Here is a 14757-nt window from a genome sequence, read left to right as displayed (position 1 = left end):
ACCCCGGACGCGCGTTGAGGACGCGCAGTGTCGATTCCCGAACGAGAAATCGACACTGCGCGTCCTCGATTCGCGCCGGGCGTCCTTCCCGCACAGCGTTCGGTCCGCGCACAGCTGTCGGGCTGTGCGCGGACCGAACCGGGGATGGGTCGGCTCCGAGGGGAGAGCCGGTCTACTCGGGCCTGGCCTCGTGAGCGATGCCGGAGTGCTCGTCGCCGTTGCCGAAGCGCAGCAGCCGCAGTGCATTGAGCACGACGAGGAAGGTCGAACCCTCATGGATGAAGACGACCGGACCCATCTGCAGGCCGAGCAGGCTTGCGGGAACGAGGAAGGCGACGATGACGAGGGAGGCGATGAGGTTCTGCCGGATGATCGCCGAGGAGGCTCGGCTGAGCCGGATGAGGAACGGGACCTTGCCGATGTCGTCGCTCATCAGCGCCACGTCGGCGGTCTCGAGCGCCACCGCGGAGCTCGCCGCGCCCATGGCCACGCCCACCGAGGCGTTGGCCATCGCCGGTGCGTCGTTGACGCCGTCGCCGACCATCGCGGTGTCGCCCTGCGAGGCGAGGCGGCGGATCGTCGACACCTTGTCCTCGGGCATGAGGTCGCCGGCGGCGGTGTCGACACCGACCTCGGAGCCGATCGCATCCGCGACGCGCTGGTTGTCCCCGGAGATCATCACGAGCTCGTCGACGCCGGAGGTCCGCAGTGAGCTGATGACGGCCTTCGCCTCGGAGCGGGGGGCGTCCATGACGCCGAGGGCGCCGAGGAACCGTCCGCCCCACCGCACGACCATGATCGTCCGTCCCTCGTCCTGCAGCCGAGTGACGAGACCGTCGATCTCCGGGGTGAGGTCGCCGGCGAACATCCGCAGGCTGCCGAGTTCCGCCGGTTCGCCCGCGATCGTTGCGGTCACGCCCTGTCCCGTGACCGATTCGACGTCGCCGGCCTCGAGGCGATCCGCGGCCGGAATCTGGGGTTCGAGGCCGGCGACGATCGCCGTGGCCAGGGGGTGGTCGACGGAGGATTCGAGGGCGAGCGCGACGCGGGAGAGTTCGGCGGCATCGACGCCCTCGGCGGGTCGGATGTCGGTGAGCCTGGGCAGACCCCACGTCAGTGTGCCGGTCTTGTCGAAGGCGATCGAGCGCACCTTGCCGAGCGTCTCCAGCGGTCCGCCGCCCTTGATGAGCAGGCCCGCGCGGGCCGCCCGGGCGACACCCGAGAGCACGGCGGCGGGAGTCGCGATCGCGAGCGCACAAGGGCTCGCGGCGACGAGGACGAGCATCGCCCGGTAGAAGCTGTCGGCGAACGACTCGTCGAGGAAGAGCCACCCGAAGGCGAGGACGGCGACGACGAGCGCGATGACCGCGGGCACGTACCAGCGCTGGAACCGGTCGATGAATCGCTGGGTCGCGCTCTTCGTGTCGTCGGCCTCGCGGACCATCGTGACGACGCGGGAGAGCGTCGAATCGGCGGCCACAGCGAGGACGACGATGTCGAGGGAGCCCGAGCCGTTGACGGTGCCGGCGAAGACACGCGAGGCCGTGTCGATCCGACCCGGGTTGTCGAGGGCGTCGCCGGGGTCGGCGACCGGGGACTTCTCGGCGGGAATGCTCTCACCGGTGATCGCCGCCTGGTCGACGGCCGAATTGCCGACGGCGACGAAGCCGTCCGCGGGGATCCGGGCATGAGGTCGGACGACGACGGTGTCGCCGATCACGAGGTCCTCTGTGGGCCGTTCGACGACGTCGTCGCCGACGCGGACCAGCGCTGTGGCCGGGGCCAGTTCGGCGAGCGCTTCGATCGACTTCTTCGCTCGGCCCATCGCATACTCCTCGAGCGCGTGCCCGAGCGAGAAGAGGAAGAGGAGGACGGCGCCCTCGGCGAAGCGGCCGACGCTTGCGGCACCGATCGCGGCGACGAGCATGAGGAAGTCGACCTCGAACCGGCCGTGTCGCACGGAGTTGATCGCGGTCGCGAAGGTGAAGAACCCGCCGAAGAAGTACGTGGCGAGGAAGAGGGGGATGGCGATCTGCGTCAGAGGTGCGCCGGGGACGAAGTACTCGAAGATCGCCCCGGCGATGTACGTGACACCGGAGGTGATCGCGAACCCGAGTTCCCAGGCGGGCCCGCCGAGGCGACCGTGACCGTGTCCGTCATCCTTCGGTCGAGTGGTCGTCGGTGTCCCGTCCTTGCGTGCTGCCGTGTCCATAGTTCAATCGTATGTACGTATGTTTATATGTCAATATGTTTCCGCGGACACATCGGAAGTGCACAGAGGGCTGCCAGAGAGGATCGACGTCGGCGGCCGACCCAGTGATCGAGAAGGCCTCAGACGTCGAGGATGCCTCAGTCGTCGAGGAGAGCGGCTGCGTACATCGGGCGCGCGGCGTCGGCGCTCGGCGGGTGGAAGAGACCCGCGGTCGCGTCCCGGTAGAGGCGGGAGGCCTCATGCGCGTTGTCGAAGCCGCTGCCGCCGGTGCTCATCAGGGCGATCTCCGCCGCCGAGCGGGCCACCTCGGCGGCCGTGATCCGGGCGGCCACGAGACGCAGCGGCCACCCGGCGCCGTGGTCGACGAGGTCGTCGAAGTCGCGGGCGTACGCGTCGATCATCGCGGGCACGGCCTGGTAGTCGAGGTGGGCGTCGGCGAGCCGGGCACGGGTCTCGGGCACCTCGGCGAAGGACGTTCCCGCCTTCGCCGACCTCCGCTTCTTCAGCGCCGTCGCCCCGATCTCGAGGGCGCGGGCGGCGACCCCGGCGTAGACGGCGGCGATGAGGAGCTGGAAGTTGCTCGTGATCGCGAAGGTGAGGAGGTCCGGGTGACGGCCGGCCGGGATGATGCGGGAGACGCGGTCGGGGCGCATCGGCACGTGGTCGAGGATCGTCGCCCGCGATTGTGAGGCCCGCATCCCGAGGACGTCCCACTGGTCGGAGACCGTGATCCCCGGGGCCCTGCGGTCGATGAAGCCGTAGACGAGCTCCCCTTCGGCGGGGGCGTCCGCGTCGGGGCCGGCGATGCCGTCGTCGTCCGGGGTGATCGCACCGTGGACGATGAGCCGGGTCCACACCGGGGAGAGCGAGGTGAAGATCTTCACGCCGGTGAGCTCGTATCCGCCGTCGGGTGTCGGCACCGCCTCGGTGGTCGAGCCTTGGAGGACCCAGTCGTTGCCGGGCTCCGAGATGCCGAAGGCGAAGATCTCCCCGGCCATGGTCTCGTCGAAGACCCAGGTCAGGGAGTCATCCCCGCGGTCGGCGAGCGCTTTGGCCACACCCGTGGTCATGAGGTGCATATTGACCGCCAGTGCCGTCGCCGGGGCCGCCGCGGCGAGGCGCTGCTGGAGGCGGGCGACCTCGAGAAGACTGAGCCCGGGTCCGCCGTGGGATTCGGGGACGATGAGCGTGAGGTAGCCGAGGGCGCGCAGCTCCTCGAGGTCCTCGTCGAAGAACGTGTTCTCCCGGTCGTAGACGGCCGCGCGCTCGCGGAAGCGCTCGAGCGCATCGTCGGGAAGGTACCGATCGCCGAGTTCGGCGATGCGGGTCTCACGGTCGCTCATCGATTCTCCTCTGTGGGGTGCTCTGTGCTCTCGGGGCGCTGCCGAGCCGGCCGCTCGGGGTTCCGCAGGATGATCGCGCCGTTGTGCCCGCCGAAGCCGAACGACGTCGAGAGGACGGTGTCGATTCTGCCGTCGGCGATCCTACGGGCCTGGCCTGCGACGATGTCCCAGTCGGGGAACTCGGGGGTCTCGAGGTTGAGCGTCGGCGGCAGGGTCTGGTCGCGCAGGGTCATCACCGCGATGATCGCCTCGACGATCCCGGAGGCGCCGAGGAGGTGGCCGGTGCTCGACTTCGTCGCACTCATCGGGATCCGGTGGGTCGCCTGCCCGAGGGCTGACTCGAAGGCGGCGAGTTCCGCCCGGTCGCCGGCCGGGGTGCCGGTGGCGTGGGCGTTGATGTGGTCGATGTCGGCGGGGTCGAGGCCGGCGTCGGCGAGGGCCTCGCGCACGGCAGCGGCGGCACCCCTGCCCTCGGGATGCGGGTTCGTCGGGTGGTGGGCGTCGCTCGCGGCACCGAACCCGGCGAGTTCGGCCATCACCTCGGCCCCGCGCGCGGCGGCGGACTCGGCGGATTCGAGGAGGATCGCCCCGGCGCCCTGGCTCATGACGAAGCCGTTCCGGGCGGTGTCGAAGGGTCGGCTCGCGGCGGTGGGGTCGTCCTCGAAGCCTGCGGCGAGTGCCCGCATATTCGCGTTCGAGGCGAGGTTGACCGGCCCGAGGCAGTCCTCCATGCCGACGACGAGCACAGCATCGGCGTAGCCGTGGCGGACGCGGCGCAGCCCCTCGCCGAGGCCGATCGCCCCGGACGCACATGTGGCCGAGACCCCCTGTGCGGGTCCCCGGAGGTCGTGTCGCTGGCTGATGAGCGCGGCCGCGGAGTCGGGGGCGCCGTGGATGGCGAGGGTGAGCGGGACCCCGCGCGGCCCGGCCGCATCGAGGGCGCGGGTCGCCTCCTGCATTGCGTCGACAGGACCCGATCCCGTGGCGGCGATGACGGCGACTCGGCGGCGTTCCCACGGCAGGTCCTCGGACGGGGTGGGGATGCCCGCCTGGGTGAGGGCTTCGTCGGCGGCGGCGATCGCCCAATGCTGGACGGGGCTGAGCCTGCGGGCGAGCGCTCGGGGTAGGACCGCCTCGGCGTCGAAGTCCCTGATCCGGCCGCCGATGCGTACGGCGAGGTCGGCGAACTGCTCCCCGTCGAGGACGTCGATGGCGCTGCGTCCTTCGCGCACCGACTCCCACAGTGCGGTGGCGTCGAGCCCGCACGGGGTGATCGCACCCATGCCGGTGATGACGACGCGGTTCACAGTCTCGTTCCCTCTCCGCTCACGATGAGGTCAACGGTCTCGGTGCGTCGGATCTTCCCGCCGACGGTCCGCGGCAGCCGGGGCAGTGCGTAGAACCGGCGCGGGACGAACTGCGGTGCGAGATGTGACCGGGCGTGGGCGAGCAGGGCCGACTTGTCGGGGTGCTCGGGTCCGTGGTCCCCGGCGCCGAGCTTGTCGGCGCCGGGATCGCCGTCGTCGACGACCCCCGCCTCTTCGATGACGAGCGCGATGAGGCTGCCGAGCGTGGCGTCGGGCAGGGCAATCGCGACGACCTCGCCGAGGCGCGGCAGGGTCGCGAAGGCCCGTTCGACCTCGGGGAGGGCGACCTTGTGTCCGCCGGTGACGGCGATGTCGCCGGCGCGTCCGGCGAGCTGGAGGCGACCGTCGACCATGCGACCCTGGTCGTCGACGCTCGCCCAGCCGTCGGGTCCGCGCAGGACGGCGTCGGTCGTGCCTGCGAGGTAGCCGTCGGAGCATGCGGCGGCGAGGATCCACAGGGTGCCGAGCTCGCCCTCGGGCACGGGGTCGCCGTTCTCGTCGCGGATCTCTGCGGCGATCGTCGGGTAGATCTCGATCCACGTCCCGTCGCCGTCCCGGCTGTCGCCGATGAATCCGATCTCCGCGGCACCGTAGTAGCTGATGAGCCGGGTGTCCGGGAGCACCTCGGCGAGGCGGTCGCGGATGGCTGCGGGGAGGTTCGCTCCCCCGGTGACGACGAGGTCGAGACCTACGAAGCGCTCGGGATCACGGTCGGCCGCCTCGGCGAGGGCCGCGACGACGGCGGGAACGGCGACGATCCGGGTGACGGACTCCTCGGCGATGCGACGTCCAAGAGGAAGCGGTGCGAACTCGTCGGCGACGTGGATCGTCCCGCCGGTCGCGAGGCTCTCGATGACGGCATAGAGGGTGAGGCTGTAGGAGACGGGGCCGGGGGCGAGCGTGACGACGTCGGGCAGGGGTTCGAGGTGCGCCGAGGAGACGGCGACGTTGGCGCGGTACTGCTCGCGGGTCTTGAGGAACGCCTTGGGGTCGCTCGTCGTGCCGGAGGAGAAGAGCATGAGGAACGCCTCGTCGGGGCCGCGGACGGACGGCGACGGGAGATCGGGACCCAGGGCATGAGCACGGTCGCAGCGGCGCTCCTGCTCGGCGGCGAGTTCGGCGACGGTGACGACGGTGCCGGTCCAGCCGGAGCCGGCGAGCGCCTCGGCGAGGGACGGGGAATCGCTGATGACGAGCCCGATGCCGGTCGCGGTGATGACGCCTACCTGGTGGTTCAGCGGCCATCGAGGGTCGATCGTCGCCGAGACGGCGCGGAAGCCGGCGAGCCCGGCGACGATGCGGGCGGTCGTGAACGCCGAGGTGAGGCTCACCGCGGTGATCGGGATGCCCGCAGTCTCCGGGGCCGGGCGCGGCGGGTGCCACTGAGCGCGGTGGAGGGCATCGACGGCGGCGGCGAGGCTGCGGGAGTCGGCGACGAGCCCGGCGTAGCTGAGGTGGGCATCCTCACCGACGATCGCGGGTCGGTCGGGGTGGGTCCGGGCGGTCTCGAGGACCGCCTCGGTGATGGGCATCAGGGAGCCTTGGCGGCGACCGGTTCGCTCGTCTCGATGCCGGAGCGGGCGACGAGGACTTCGCCCTCGGCGACGGGGATGACGGTGCCCGTCGCGTCGGGGATGCCGGCCTCGGCGTAGAGGCGGGTGACCTCGGTGCGCAGGTGGCGCATGATGAAGATCGCGACGATGGGGATGAGGACGATGATCGCCACCGAGGTGATCCCGACGGTCAGGGACACCGAGTTCGCGACTCCGTACATCGGGAGGCCGAAGAGGCCGAGGACGACCCCGAGGGTCGCGAGCACACCGAGTGCGACGAAGACGATCGACATCCGGCTCCACAGGCTGTCGAAGCGTCCGATGTGCTCATCGAGGGTGATGAGGTTCTGCAGTGAGGGTCGGCTGGTCGTCTGGTAGCGGCGATACGCCTGCTGACCGTCCTCGTGCGACCACTGCCGGATGACCTCGTTCTTCCCGGTGATGTGCCACCGCGATGTCCACTCTTCCGTCATACTCCGCAGTCTAGACGGCGAAGGTTGCGCAGTGGCTGAACATGATCCCCGCCGAGGTGGTCGTCACCGCAGCCGTCGGACGTCGGTGCGTCGGACGCCGGCGTCGCGCTTCCCGAGGAGGATCCGGTTCGATTCTGGTGCCAGATTCGAACCGGATCCTCCTCGGGGGCGCGGCAGGGGGCTCGGCAAGGGGCGCAGTGGCGTGCGCGGTGCCACCGGGTGCGCCCGAAAGACGAGCTCGGGCACGCGAAGCGGGCGCCGCACCCAGCCCGGGAGGACTCTCCCGCACCGGACGCGACGCCCGCTCACGTGCAACCGAACGTGCAACCGACCGACCGTGCCCCGCCGTCTGAGTCAGCGACAAGCACTGCTCAGCGGCGCACCCCGGTCAGGGTGTCACTCGGCGACGTAGTACATGCGCTTGTTGACGAACTCGTCCATGCCGTAGGGGCCGAGCTCGCGGCCGAAGCCCGAGCGCTTCGTGCCGCCGAACGGGATCTCCGCGCCCTCACCGGCGGGGGTGTTGACGTTCGACATGCCGACGTCGAGCTGCTGGGCGATCTTCGCCGCGCGCTCCTCGTCCTTCGAGAACACGGCACCGCCGAGGCCGAAGTCCGTGTCGTTGGCGAGTTCGAGGGCCTCGTCGTCGCTCGAGACCTTGTAGACCGTGGCCACGGGTCCGAAGAGCTCCTCGCGGAACGCATCCATGTCCGAGGTCACGCCGGTGAGCACGGCCGGGGTGATGTAGGCCGAACCGTCGTCGGCGAGTTCGCCGCCGACGAGCGTCGCGCCCTGCTCGACCGCGCGCTCGAGCTGCTTGCGGAGGTTCTCCGCGGCAGACCGCGAGGACAGGGGCGAGTATCCGCCTTCGACGGGCTCGGACGGGTTCGACTTCTCCGAGGACTTCGCGCGCTCGGTGATCCCGGCGACGAAGTCGTCGTAGATGTCGTCCATGACGATCATCCGCTTGTTCGCGTTGCAGACCTGGCCGGTGTTGTACAGGCGGGTGCCCCATGCGGTGTCGACGGCCTCGTCGAGGTTGTCGGTGTCGAGGATGATGTACGGATCGGATCCGCCGAGCTCGAGCACGGCCTTCTTGAGGTACTTGCCGGCGAGTGCGCCGACGATCGACCCGGCCCGCTCGGACCCGGTGAGCGAGACGCCCTGGACACGGCGATCGGCGATGATCGTCTCGATCTGGTCGTGCGAGGCGTAGACGTTGTTGTACACGCCCTTGGGCACGCCGGCGTCATCCATGATCTGCTGGATCGCGGCCGCCGAACGCGGGCAGATCTCAGCGTGCTTGAGGATGATCGTGTTGCCGAGCACGAGGTTCGGCGCGGCGAAGCGGGCCACCTGGTAGTACGGGAAGTTCCACGGCATGATGCCGAGGATCACGCCGACGGGACGGCGCTGGATGTAGGCCTTGCCGCCGGAGAAGGACTTGATCTCCTCGTCCTTGGAGAACTCGGGCCCGTTGTCGGCGTAGTAGTTGAAGATCGCCTCGCAGAACTCGGCTTCCTCGATGCCCTCGGGGATGGGCTTGCCCATCTCCTCGGCGATGATCTTCGCGAGCTCTTCCTTGCGCTCACCGAAGAGGGCTGCGACCTTGTTGACGATCGCGGCACGATCCTCGATGCTCTTCTCACGCCACTTCAGGTAAGCAGCCTGAGCTTCGTCGATGACCTGACCGATCTGCTCGTCGGTGGCGGTGTCGAACCGCTCGACGATCTCGCCCGTGGCCGGGTTCTCGACCCGGTAGCCGGTCGCGGCGCTGACTGAACTGCTCATTCCAGACTCCTTTGACTCATGGCACCCTGGGTGATTCCAGGGAAGCGGTTGCCTACTGCGACGCCGCCCGAATCGACGGATCGCGTATGCCTGACTCTCACGCTATCAACACGTGACCTGAGCAACAAGTGCCGGAACCTGGGGGTATCATCAGCACTCCGAGCCTCCCGATGCCCCCGCCGAGGTTGTGCGGATTCCGCGAATCAATCGACGGATTCCGTAGGTGAGGACTACGGCTGTCACGGTTTCGGCAGGCCGGTTCGAGGACCCCCGCACCTGCCGAATCAGGGGTCCGCACCCGCCGAGGCGGGGGACCCACCTCGGCGCCGGTGACGCTCACCTCCCGAGCAGGTCGAGGGCGTTCGAGACGATCGAGACCGTGTCGATGCCGTGGATCTCGTGGGCCTCGGAGACCGAGGAGGCCTGCCCGAAGTCGCTGACGCCGAGGTTGCGCGTCCGGTCTCCGCGGATGCCGGCGAGGAACGACAGCGTGTGCGGGTGGCCGTCGAGGACGGTGACGAGCGGTGCCGGGTGTGCGGCGGGGAAGAGCTCGTCGGCGATGGCCGAGCGCGGGCTCGGACTCACCCGGGTCCGCTCCTGGACGGCCCGGAAGATCTTCGACGGCGAGGTCAGGCACACGACACCGGCGCGGATGCCAAGACTCTCGAGCCTTTCTGCGGCGTCGAGGACCTCGGTCATCATCGCCCCGACGCCCACGAGGGTGACCGCGTCCTCGCTCGCCGGATGGTCGCTCAGCCGGTAGCCACCGGCGATGACCTGCTGCCTGCGGCGCTCGCGCAGGAGCGGATCGGTGGGGACGGCGGCACGCTCCTGGGCGACGGGCCGGGTCGTCAGCCGGAAGTACGCGGAGTCGCCGTCGGGATCGGCGAGGTCGCGCAGCGCTTCGAGCAGCGTCCATTCGAGGTCCTGCGCGAACGCCGGCTCCCAGCTGGTGAGCTTCGGGATCTCGAGAGTGACCGACGGAGTGTTGAACGACTGGTGCGCCCCGCCTTCAGGGGCGAGGGTCACACCGGAGGGAGTGCCGACCATGATCGAGCGTCCGCCCGCGTAGAGCCCGAACGTCCACGGTTCGAGGGCGCGGTTGATGAACGGATCGTAGATCGTCGCGATCGGCAGCAGCGGCTGACCCCACCGCTGCCCGGTGGTGCCGAGCTCACCGGCGAGGGAGACGAGGTTGATCTCGGCGATGCCCATCTCGATGTGCTGGCCGCTCGAGTCCTCGTGCCACTTGAGCACCCGCTCCCGGTCGTCGGAGAACCAGTCCTCGCGTCCGGCCGGTGACCACACACCGGTCTTGTTGATCCATCCGCCGAGGTTGGTCGACGTCGCGACGTCGGGTGAGACGGTCACGACGCGGCGGGCGACCTCGGGGGCGACGTTCTTGAGGTCGGCGAGGAACCGTCCGAGCGCGGCCTGCGTGGAGACGACGGCCTTCGGGGTGAACCCGAGCTCGGCGGGCACCTCGGCGACGGCATGGGTGGTGATCGGCTCCCGGCGCAGGCGCTCGGCAGTCTCGACGCAGAGCCGACCGGCCGGGGTGTCCGCGTCGAAGGTCTGCCATGGGTTCTCGAGGTCCATCCCCGAGGCGGCGGCGAGGTCGCGCATCTGGTCCTCGGTGAGCTGCGCGGCGTGGTTGCCGGGGTGGCCTTCGGTGGCAAGGCCACGGCCCTTGATCGTGTAGGCGAAGACGACGGTCGGACGCGTGTCGTCGATCTGGTCGAACGTGTCGACGAGCTGGCCGAGGTCGTGGCCGCCGAGGTCGCGGATGAGGGAGGCGAGGTCGTCGGGGGCGAAGCGGTCGGTGACGGTGCGCAGGGAGGCGGCGTCCGCCTCGGCGAAGCCGGCGAGCAGACGGTCGTGGACTTCGGTGGGATGGGCACGCAGGAGACGCTGGTACTCGGGGTTGGGCATCGAGACGAGCCGCTGCCGCAGCGCCTCACCTGCCTCACCGGCGAAGACGGTCTCGAGCCGGCGCCCCCACTGACACGTGAGCACCTGCCAGCCGGCGGCGGCGAACATGCCCTGGAGGCGTTGGATCTGGACGTCGGGGATGACCCGGTCGAGGGACTGGCGGTTGAGATCGACGATCCACGTGACTTCGCCGAGCGCGCGGACTTCGGGGTCGATGATCGCCTCCCACACCGCGCCTTCGTCCATCTCCGCGTCGCCGAGGAGGGAGTAGAAACGACCGGCTGAGGGGGTGTCGGGGAAGCGGTCGGAGACGTACCGATGGGCCAGGGCCGCCCAGATCGGGGCGGTCGCGCCGATGCCGACGGATCCCGTCGAGAAGTCGACGGTGTCGGGGTCCTTCGTCCGCGAGGGGTACGGCTGGAGGCCGCCGCGCGAGCGCAGGGTGTCGAGGTAGGAGACGTCGAGGTCGCCGAGGAGGTAGTTGATCGCGTGGAGGACCGGGGAGGCGTGCGGTTTGACGGAGACGCGGTCGACAGAGCGCAGCGTCGTGAACCAGAGTGCGGTCATGATGCCGGCCATCGACGCCGAGGACGCCTGATGTCCGCCGACCTTGACGCCGTCGCTGTTGGCCCGCCCGCGGTTGGCGCGGTCGATGATCGAGGTGGCGAGCCAGAGCACGCGCTGGGCGATCTCGTCGAGGACCTCGTCCTCACCCGAGGCCGAGGCGGTCAGCGGCCTGTCGTTCGTGCCGGGCGGGCTGACCTGCATCGACGTCTCGAACTGGTGGAGTTCGTCGGCGTCGCGCTGGTCGGTGCTCGGCGTGTTCACGGTGCTCTGCTGGTCGTTCGCGGCCATGGTCGTGTGCCTTTCGAGAAAGGGGGATCAGCGGGTCGTGGCGGGGGTCGGAGTCTCGGAGAAGATCGAGCTGTACGCGTTGAGGGCGAGCTGTCCGCCGAGGTGGGCGTAGAGGACCGTCGAATCCGCACCGATCGTCCCGTCCCCGACGAGGTCGATGAGTCCGGCCATCGACTTGCCCTCGTAGACGGGGTCGAGGATGACGCCTTCGAGTTCGGCGGTCGTGCGGATCGCGGCGACCGTCGTCTCGTCGGGGATGCCGTAGGCGGGTCCCTGCCAGCCGGAGCGGATGTCGACCTCGGCCGGTGTGATCTCGCGGCCGAGCCTGATGAGGTCGGCGGTGCGGTTCGCGATCCGCGTGACCTGCTCGCGGGTCTTGTCCAGCGTCGCCGAGGCGTCGATGCCGATGATCGTCCGGGGCCGGCCGCCGGCGGCTTCGAGGGCGGCGAAGCCGGCGATCATGCCGGCGTGCGTCGATCCGGTGACCGTGCAGACGACGATGGTGTCGAAGAAGACCCCGAGCTCGGCCTCCTGTCCGGCGACCTCGTACGCCCAGTTCGCGAACCCGAGTCCGCCGAGGGGATGCTCCGAGGCTCCGGCCGGGATCGGGTACGGGGTGCCGCCGGCGGCCTCCACCTCGGCGATCGCGTCCTCCCAGCTCGAGCGGATGCCGATGTCGAAACCGGAGTCGTCGAGGCGGACGTCGGCGCCGATGATCCGTGAGATCTCGATGTTGCCGACCCGGTCGTTGACCGGGTCGTCCCAGTCGACCCAGCGCTCCTGGACGAGGCGGGACTTCAGTCCGAGGTGCGCGGCGACGGCGGCGACCTGGCGGGTGTGGTTGGACTGGTAGCCGCCGATCGAGACGAGGGTGTCCGCGCCCGAGGCGAGGATGTCGGGGACGATGTACTCGAGTTTGCGGGTCTTGTTCCCGCCGAATGCGAGACCCGAGTTGACGTCTTCGCGCTTCGCCCAGATCGTCGCCCCGCCGAGGTGGTCGCTCAGTCGGCGCAGCTCGTGCACGGGGCTCGGGCCGAAGGTCAGGGGGTAGCGCTCGAAGTCGGTGATGGCCATGGCGTCCTCGTCTCTGGGGGCGGTGATGGGACTGTGTCGCTGTCGGTCGGGTCACGGGCAGTCGGGTCACGAGCAGTGGTGGATGGGCCTCGTCGTTGAGACCCACCTCACGATATGCAATATATTGCATTCCGAGCGTCGCTACAATGAGGAGCGACCGACCATCCCACATGTCAGGATTCACAGGGGCTGGCCACCCAGCCGTCACCGCACAGATCAGCTGTCACCGTACAGACCAGCCGTCACCGCATAGACAGGGAGAGCAGCCGTGCCGATACCCGAGGCGTCACCGATCCCGCACCGCACGCTGCTGCGCGACGACGTCTACCGGTCGATACGGGATGCCATCATCCGCGGTCAGCTCGCACCGGGAGAGCAGCTGCGCGATCAGGAGCTCGGGTCGTGGCTGCGGGTCTCCCGCACCCCGGTGCGCGAGGCCCTGCAACGCCTCGCCCAGGCCGGCCTCGTCGTCGCGGAGCCGGGGAAGATGACCCGCGTTGCCCCGGAGAACCCTGCGGCGATCATCAACGCCCGCCAGGTCGCCGCCGAACTCCATGCGCTGGGGATGAAGCTCGCACTGCCGCACCTCGACGCCGACGACGTCGCCGAGATGGATGAGGCGAACGCACGCCTCCAGGCCGCGCTCGAGGCCGCGGACAGCGAGGCCGCGATCGCCGCCGACGACGACTTCCACGCGGTGGCGCTCACGCGCAGCGGCAACCCGCTCATCCTCGACCATCTCGAGGTCGTCACCGCGACGCTGCGCCGTGCGGAATACCTCCACTTCGATTCGGAGAAGGGGTCGGCTTCGCCGGAGCAGCACATCGAGATCCTCGCCGCGATCCGCGCCGGCGACCACGACCTCGCCGTCACCCTGACCAGGGAGAACTGGTCCGTCCTCGAGGGGTGAACTCTCGCGGCGTCCGTCCTGCCGCGCCCCCTCCTCAACACCCCGCACACAAGGAGCCCTCCCCCATCGGCGACCTCAGAGGGTGTTGCGTCTGAAAGGACGATCGATATACTCGCCAGTAACACCCCGTAGTAACTTACGTCACATATTGAGGCGCCGACGCAGTCGTCGGCGTCGGGAAGAGGATCGATGAAGTTCCCGAAGTTCCGCCACATCAGCAAGCTCACCTCGTCATACGCCGGACGGATCGCCCTCGTCGCGATTCCCGCCGGCGTCGTCTCCGCCGGTCTCATGGGAGGTGTCGCGCAGGGTGCCGTGCCGGTCTCGTTCTCGGTGTCGGGAAGCCAGTTCCAGATCAGCGCCTCCCAGCTCGAGGGCACGGGGTTCTCCCAGTACGGCGGCACCGCCGAGGACAGCGAGGGCGGCAAGCACACGGTCGCGATCGCGAACATCAAGAGCGCCGAGCTCAGCGATCTCTGCCAATCCGCGGTCACCGACACGCCGCTCGGCAAGGCCGGAGTGCTCATCACCGCCGGCGGCGGCGACGAACCAGCGACGGCGAGCGATCTGCAGATCGGGATGACCGGACTCAAGGGCGACGCCGAGTTCTCGAACATCCGCATCGGCGTCGACGCCTCCGGCGTCAACACCAAGGCCAAGGGCACTGCGGGCGACTTCGCCCAGGATTCGGACACCATCTCGATCTCGGGACTCGAGCAGACGGCGTGGAGCACTCAGGCGTCAGTCTTCACCCTCAAGGGGATGAAGCTCGAGCTCACCGACGGATCGAAGACGTGCTTCTGATGGCGAGCGCACAGACACGACGAGCGAACACACAGTAACGCCGCGGTCGCCACCGGACGGAGCGGACCGGAGGCTTCCGGCGCTGGCGTCGACAGCGGCCGTTCATCGGCGGACTCCTCGTCATCCTCGGCGGGATCGAGCTCTTCTTCTCCGGTCAGCTCGACACGGGCAATCTCCACATCCAGCTCGGCATCGAGGGGCTCCAGGCGACGATCATCCCGATCACCCTCGTCGTCCTCGGCGCCCTCGCGATGGCGATGCCCGTCCACCACGTGTTCTACGGGATCCTCGCGCTCATCATCGCGGTCTACTCGCTCGTCGGGGTCAATCTCGGCGGCTTCATCCTCGGGATGCTGCTCGCGAGCATCGGCGCCGTGCTCGTCGTCGCGTGGATGGGCCCCGCGAACCGAGCGATGAATCGAGCGCAGAGTCCGTCGGATCGG

10 protein-coding genes and 1 pseudogene are annotated in these 14757 nt (G+C 69.4%); 3 read left to right on the top strand and 8 right to left on the bottom strand.

Annotation, left to right across the window (positions count from 1 at the left end; all coding sequences use genetic code 11):
• Positions 1 to 172: 172 nt before the first annotated feature.
• The 8 genes from AC0VYB_RS00430 to AC0VYB_RS00395 all read right to left on the bottom strand — a co-directional run bounded on the left by AC0VYB_RS00430 (position 173) and on the right by AC0VYB_RS00395 (position 12600).
• Entirely contained in the window at positions 173 to 2212 is a 2040-nt protein-coding gene (locus AC0VYB_RS00430; protein ID WP_063248750.1) for a heavy metal translocating P-type ATPase, read from the bottom strand.
• Between the two features lie 137 nt (positions 2213 to 2349).
• Complete coding sequence (locus tag AC0VYB_RS00425; protein WP_063248751.1) at positions 2350 to 3555, bottom strand: acyl-CoA dehydrogenase family protein; 1206 nt, start codon at positions 3553 to 3555, stop codon at positions 2350 to 2352.
• Entirely contained in the window at positions 3552 to 4862 is a 1311-nt protein-coding gene (locus tag AC0VYB_RS00420; RefSeq protein ID WP_095376597.1) for a beta-ketoacyl-[acyl-carrier-protein] synthase family protein, read from the bottom strand. The genes AC0VYB_RS00425 and AC0VYB_RS00420 overlap by 4 nt, the downstream gene beginning before the upstream one ends.
• Entirely contained in the window at positions 4859 to 6454 is a 1596-nt protein-coding gene (locus AC0VYB_RS00415; RefSeq protein ID WP_131248215.1) for a class I adenylate-forming enzyme family protein, read from the bottom strand. The genes AC0VYB_RS00420 and AC0VYB_RS00415 overlap by 4 nt, the downstream gene beginning before the upstream one ends.
• Positions 6454 to 6948: a monovalent cation/H(+) antiporter subunit G gene (locus AC0VYB_RS00410; RefSeq protein ID WP_009379741.1), complete on the bottom strand. Its 495-nt coding sequence runs from the start codon at positions 6946 to 6948 to the stop codon at positions 6454 to 6456. The genes AC0VYB_RS00415 and AC0VYB_RS00410 overlap by 1 nt, the downstream gene beginning before the upstream one ends.
• Positions 6949 to 7344: 396 nt before the next feature.
• Positions 7345 to 8739 carry an NAD-dependent succinate-semialdehyde dehydrogenase gene (locus tag AC0VYB_RS00405; RefSeq protein ID WP_009379743.1) on the bottom strand — a complete coding sequence of 465 codons (1395 nt, stop codon included), beginning with the start codon at positions 8737 to 8739 and terminating at the stop codon, positions 7345 to 7347.
• A gap of 336 nt (positions 8740 to 9075) precedes the next feature.
• Positions 9076 to 11526, bottom strand: a complete 2451-nt coding sequence (locus tag AC0VYB_RS00400; RefSeq protein WP_009379746.1) for a transketolase-like TK C-terminal-containing protein — start codon at positions 11524 to 11526, stop codon at positions 9076 to 9078.
• Positions 11527 to 11553: 27 nt separating this feature from the next.
• Positions 11554 to 12600 (bottom strand): 1-aminocyclopropane-1-carboxylate deaminase, encoded by a 1047-nt coding sequence (locus AC0VYB_RS00395; protein ID WP_009379748.1) that lies wholly within the window; start codon positions 12598 to 12600, stop codon positions 11554 to 11556.
• Positions 12601 to 12868: 268 nt separating this feature from the next.
• Between AC0VYB_RS00395 and AC0VYB_RS00390 the strand changes: the two genes are divergently transcribed.
• From AC0VYB_RS00390 to AC0VYB_RS00380, 3 genes and pseudogenes are all read left to right on the top strand, one after another.
• The gene (locus AC0VYB_RS00390) at positions 12869 to 13510 is read left to right on the top strand and encodes a GntR family transcriptional regulator (protein ID WP_095376603.1); all 642 of its coding nucleotides are present in this window, start codon (positions 12869 to 12871) and stop codon (positions 13508 to 13510) included.
• A gap of 189 nt (positions 13511 to 13699) precedes the next feature.
• Positions 13700 to 14314 carry a DUF6230 family protein gene (locus AC0VYB_RS00385; RefSeq protein ID WP_101624246.1) on the top strand — a complete coding sequence of 205 codons (615 nt, stop codon included), beginning with the start codon at positions 13700 to 13702 and terminating at the stop codon, positions 14312 to 14314.
• Between the two features lie 104 nt (positions 14315 to 14418).
• Positions 14419 to 14649, top strand: a pseudogene (locus AC0VYB_RS00380) (DUF6114 domain-containing protein); the annotation flags it as partial.
• Between the last annotated feature and the right edge of the window lie 108 nt (positions 14650 to 14757).

The sequence above is a fragment of the Brevibacterium sp. Z349TD_9 genome (assembly GCF_056173565.1).
The sequence above is the reverse complement of the archived record's forward strand: the minus strand, read 5'-3'. Positions and strand labels throughout refer to the sequence as shown.

Coding starts and splice junctions, on each gene's coding strand:
- AC0VYB_RS00430 (WP_063248750.1), bottom strand. CDS start 2,212: ATGGACACGGCAGCACGCAAGGACGGGACACCGACGACCACTCGACCG.
- AC0VYB_RS00425 (WP_063248751.1), bottom strand. CDS start 3,555: ATGAGCGACCGTGAGACCCGCATCGCCGAACTCGGCGATCGGTACCTT.
- AC0VYB_RS00415 (WP_131248215.1), bottom strand. CDS start 6,454: ATGCCCATCACCGAGGCGGTCCTCGAGACCGCCCGGACCCACCCCGAC.
- AC0VYB_RS00410 (WP_009379741.1), bottom strand. CDS start 6,948: ATGACGGAAGAGTGGACATCGCGGTGGCACATCACCGGGAAGAACGAG.
- AC0VYB_RS00405 (WP_009379743.1), bottom strand. CDS start 8,739: ATGAGCAGTTCAGTCAGCGCCGCGACCGGCTACCGGGTCGAGAACCCG.
- AC0VYB_RS00400 (WP_009379746.1), bottom strand. CDS start 11,526: ATGGCCGCGAACGACCAGCAGAGCACCGTGAACACGCCGAGCACCGAC.
- AC0VYB_RS00395 (WP_009379748.1), bottom strand. CDS start 12,600: ATGGCCATCACCGACTTCGAGCGCTACCCCCTGACCTTCGGCCCGAGC.
- AC0VYB_RS00385 (WP_101624246.1), top strand. CDS start 13,700: ATGAAGTTCCCGAAGTTCCGCCACATCAGCAAGCTCACCTCGTCATAC.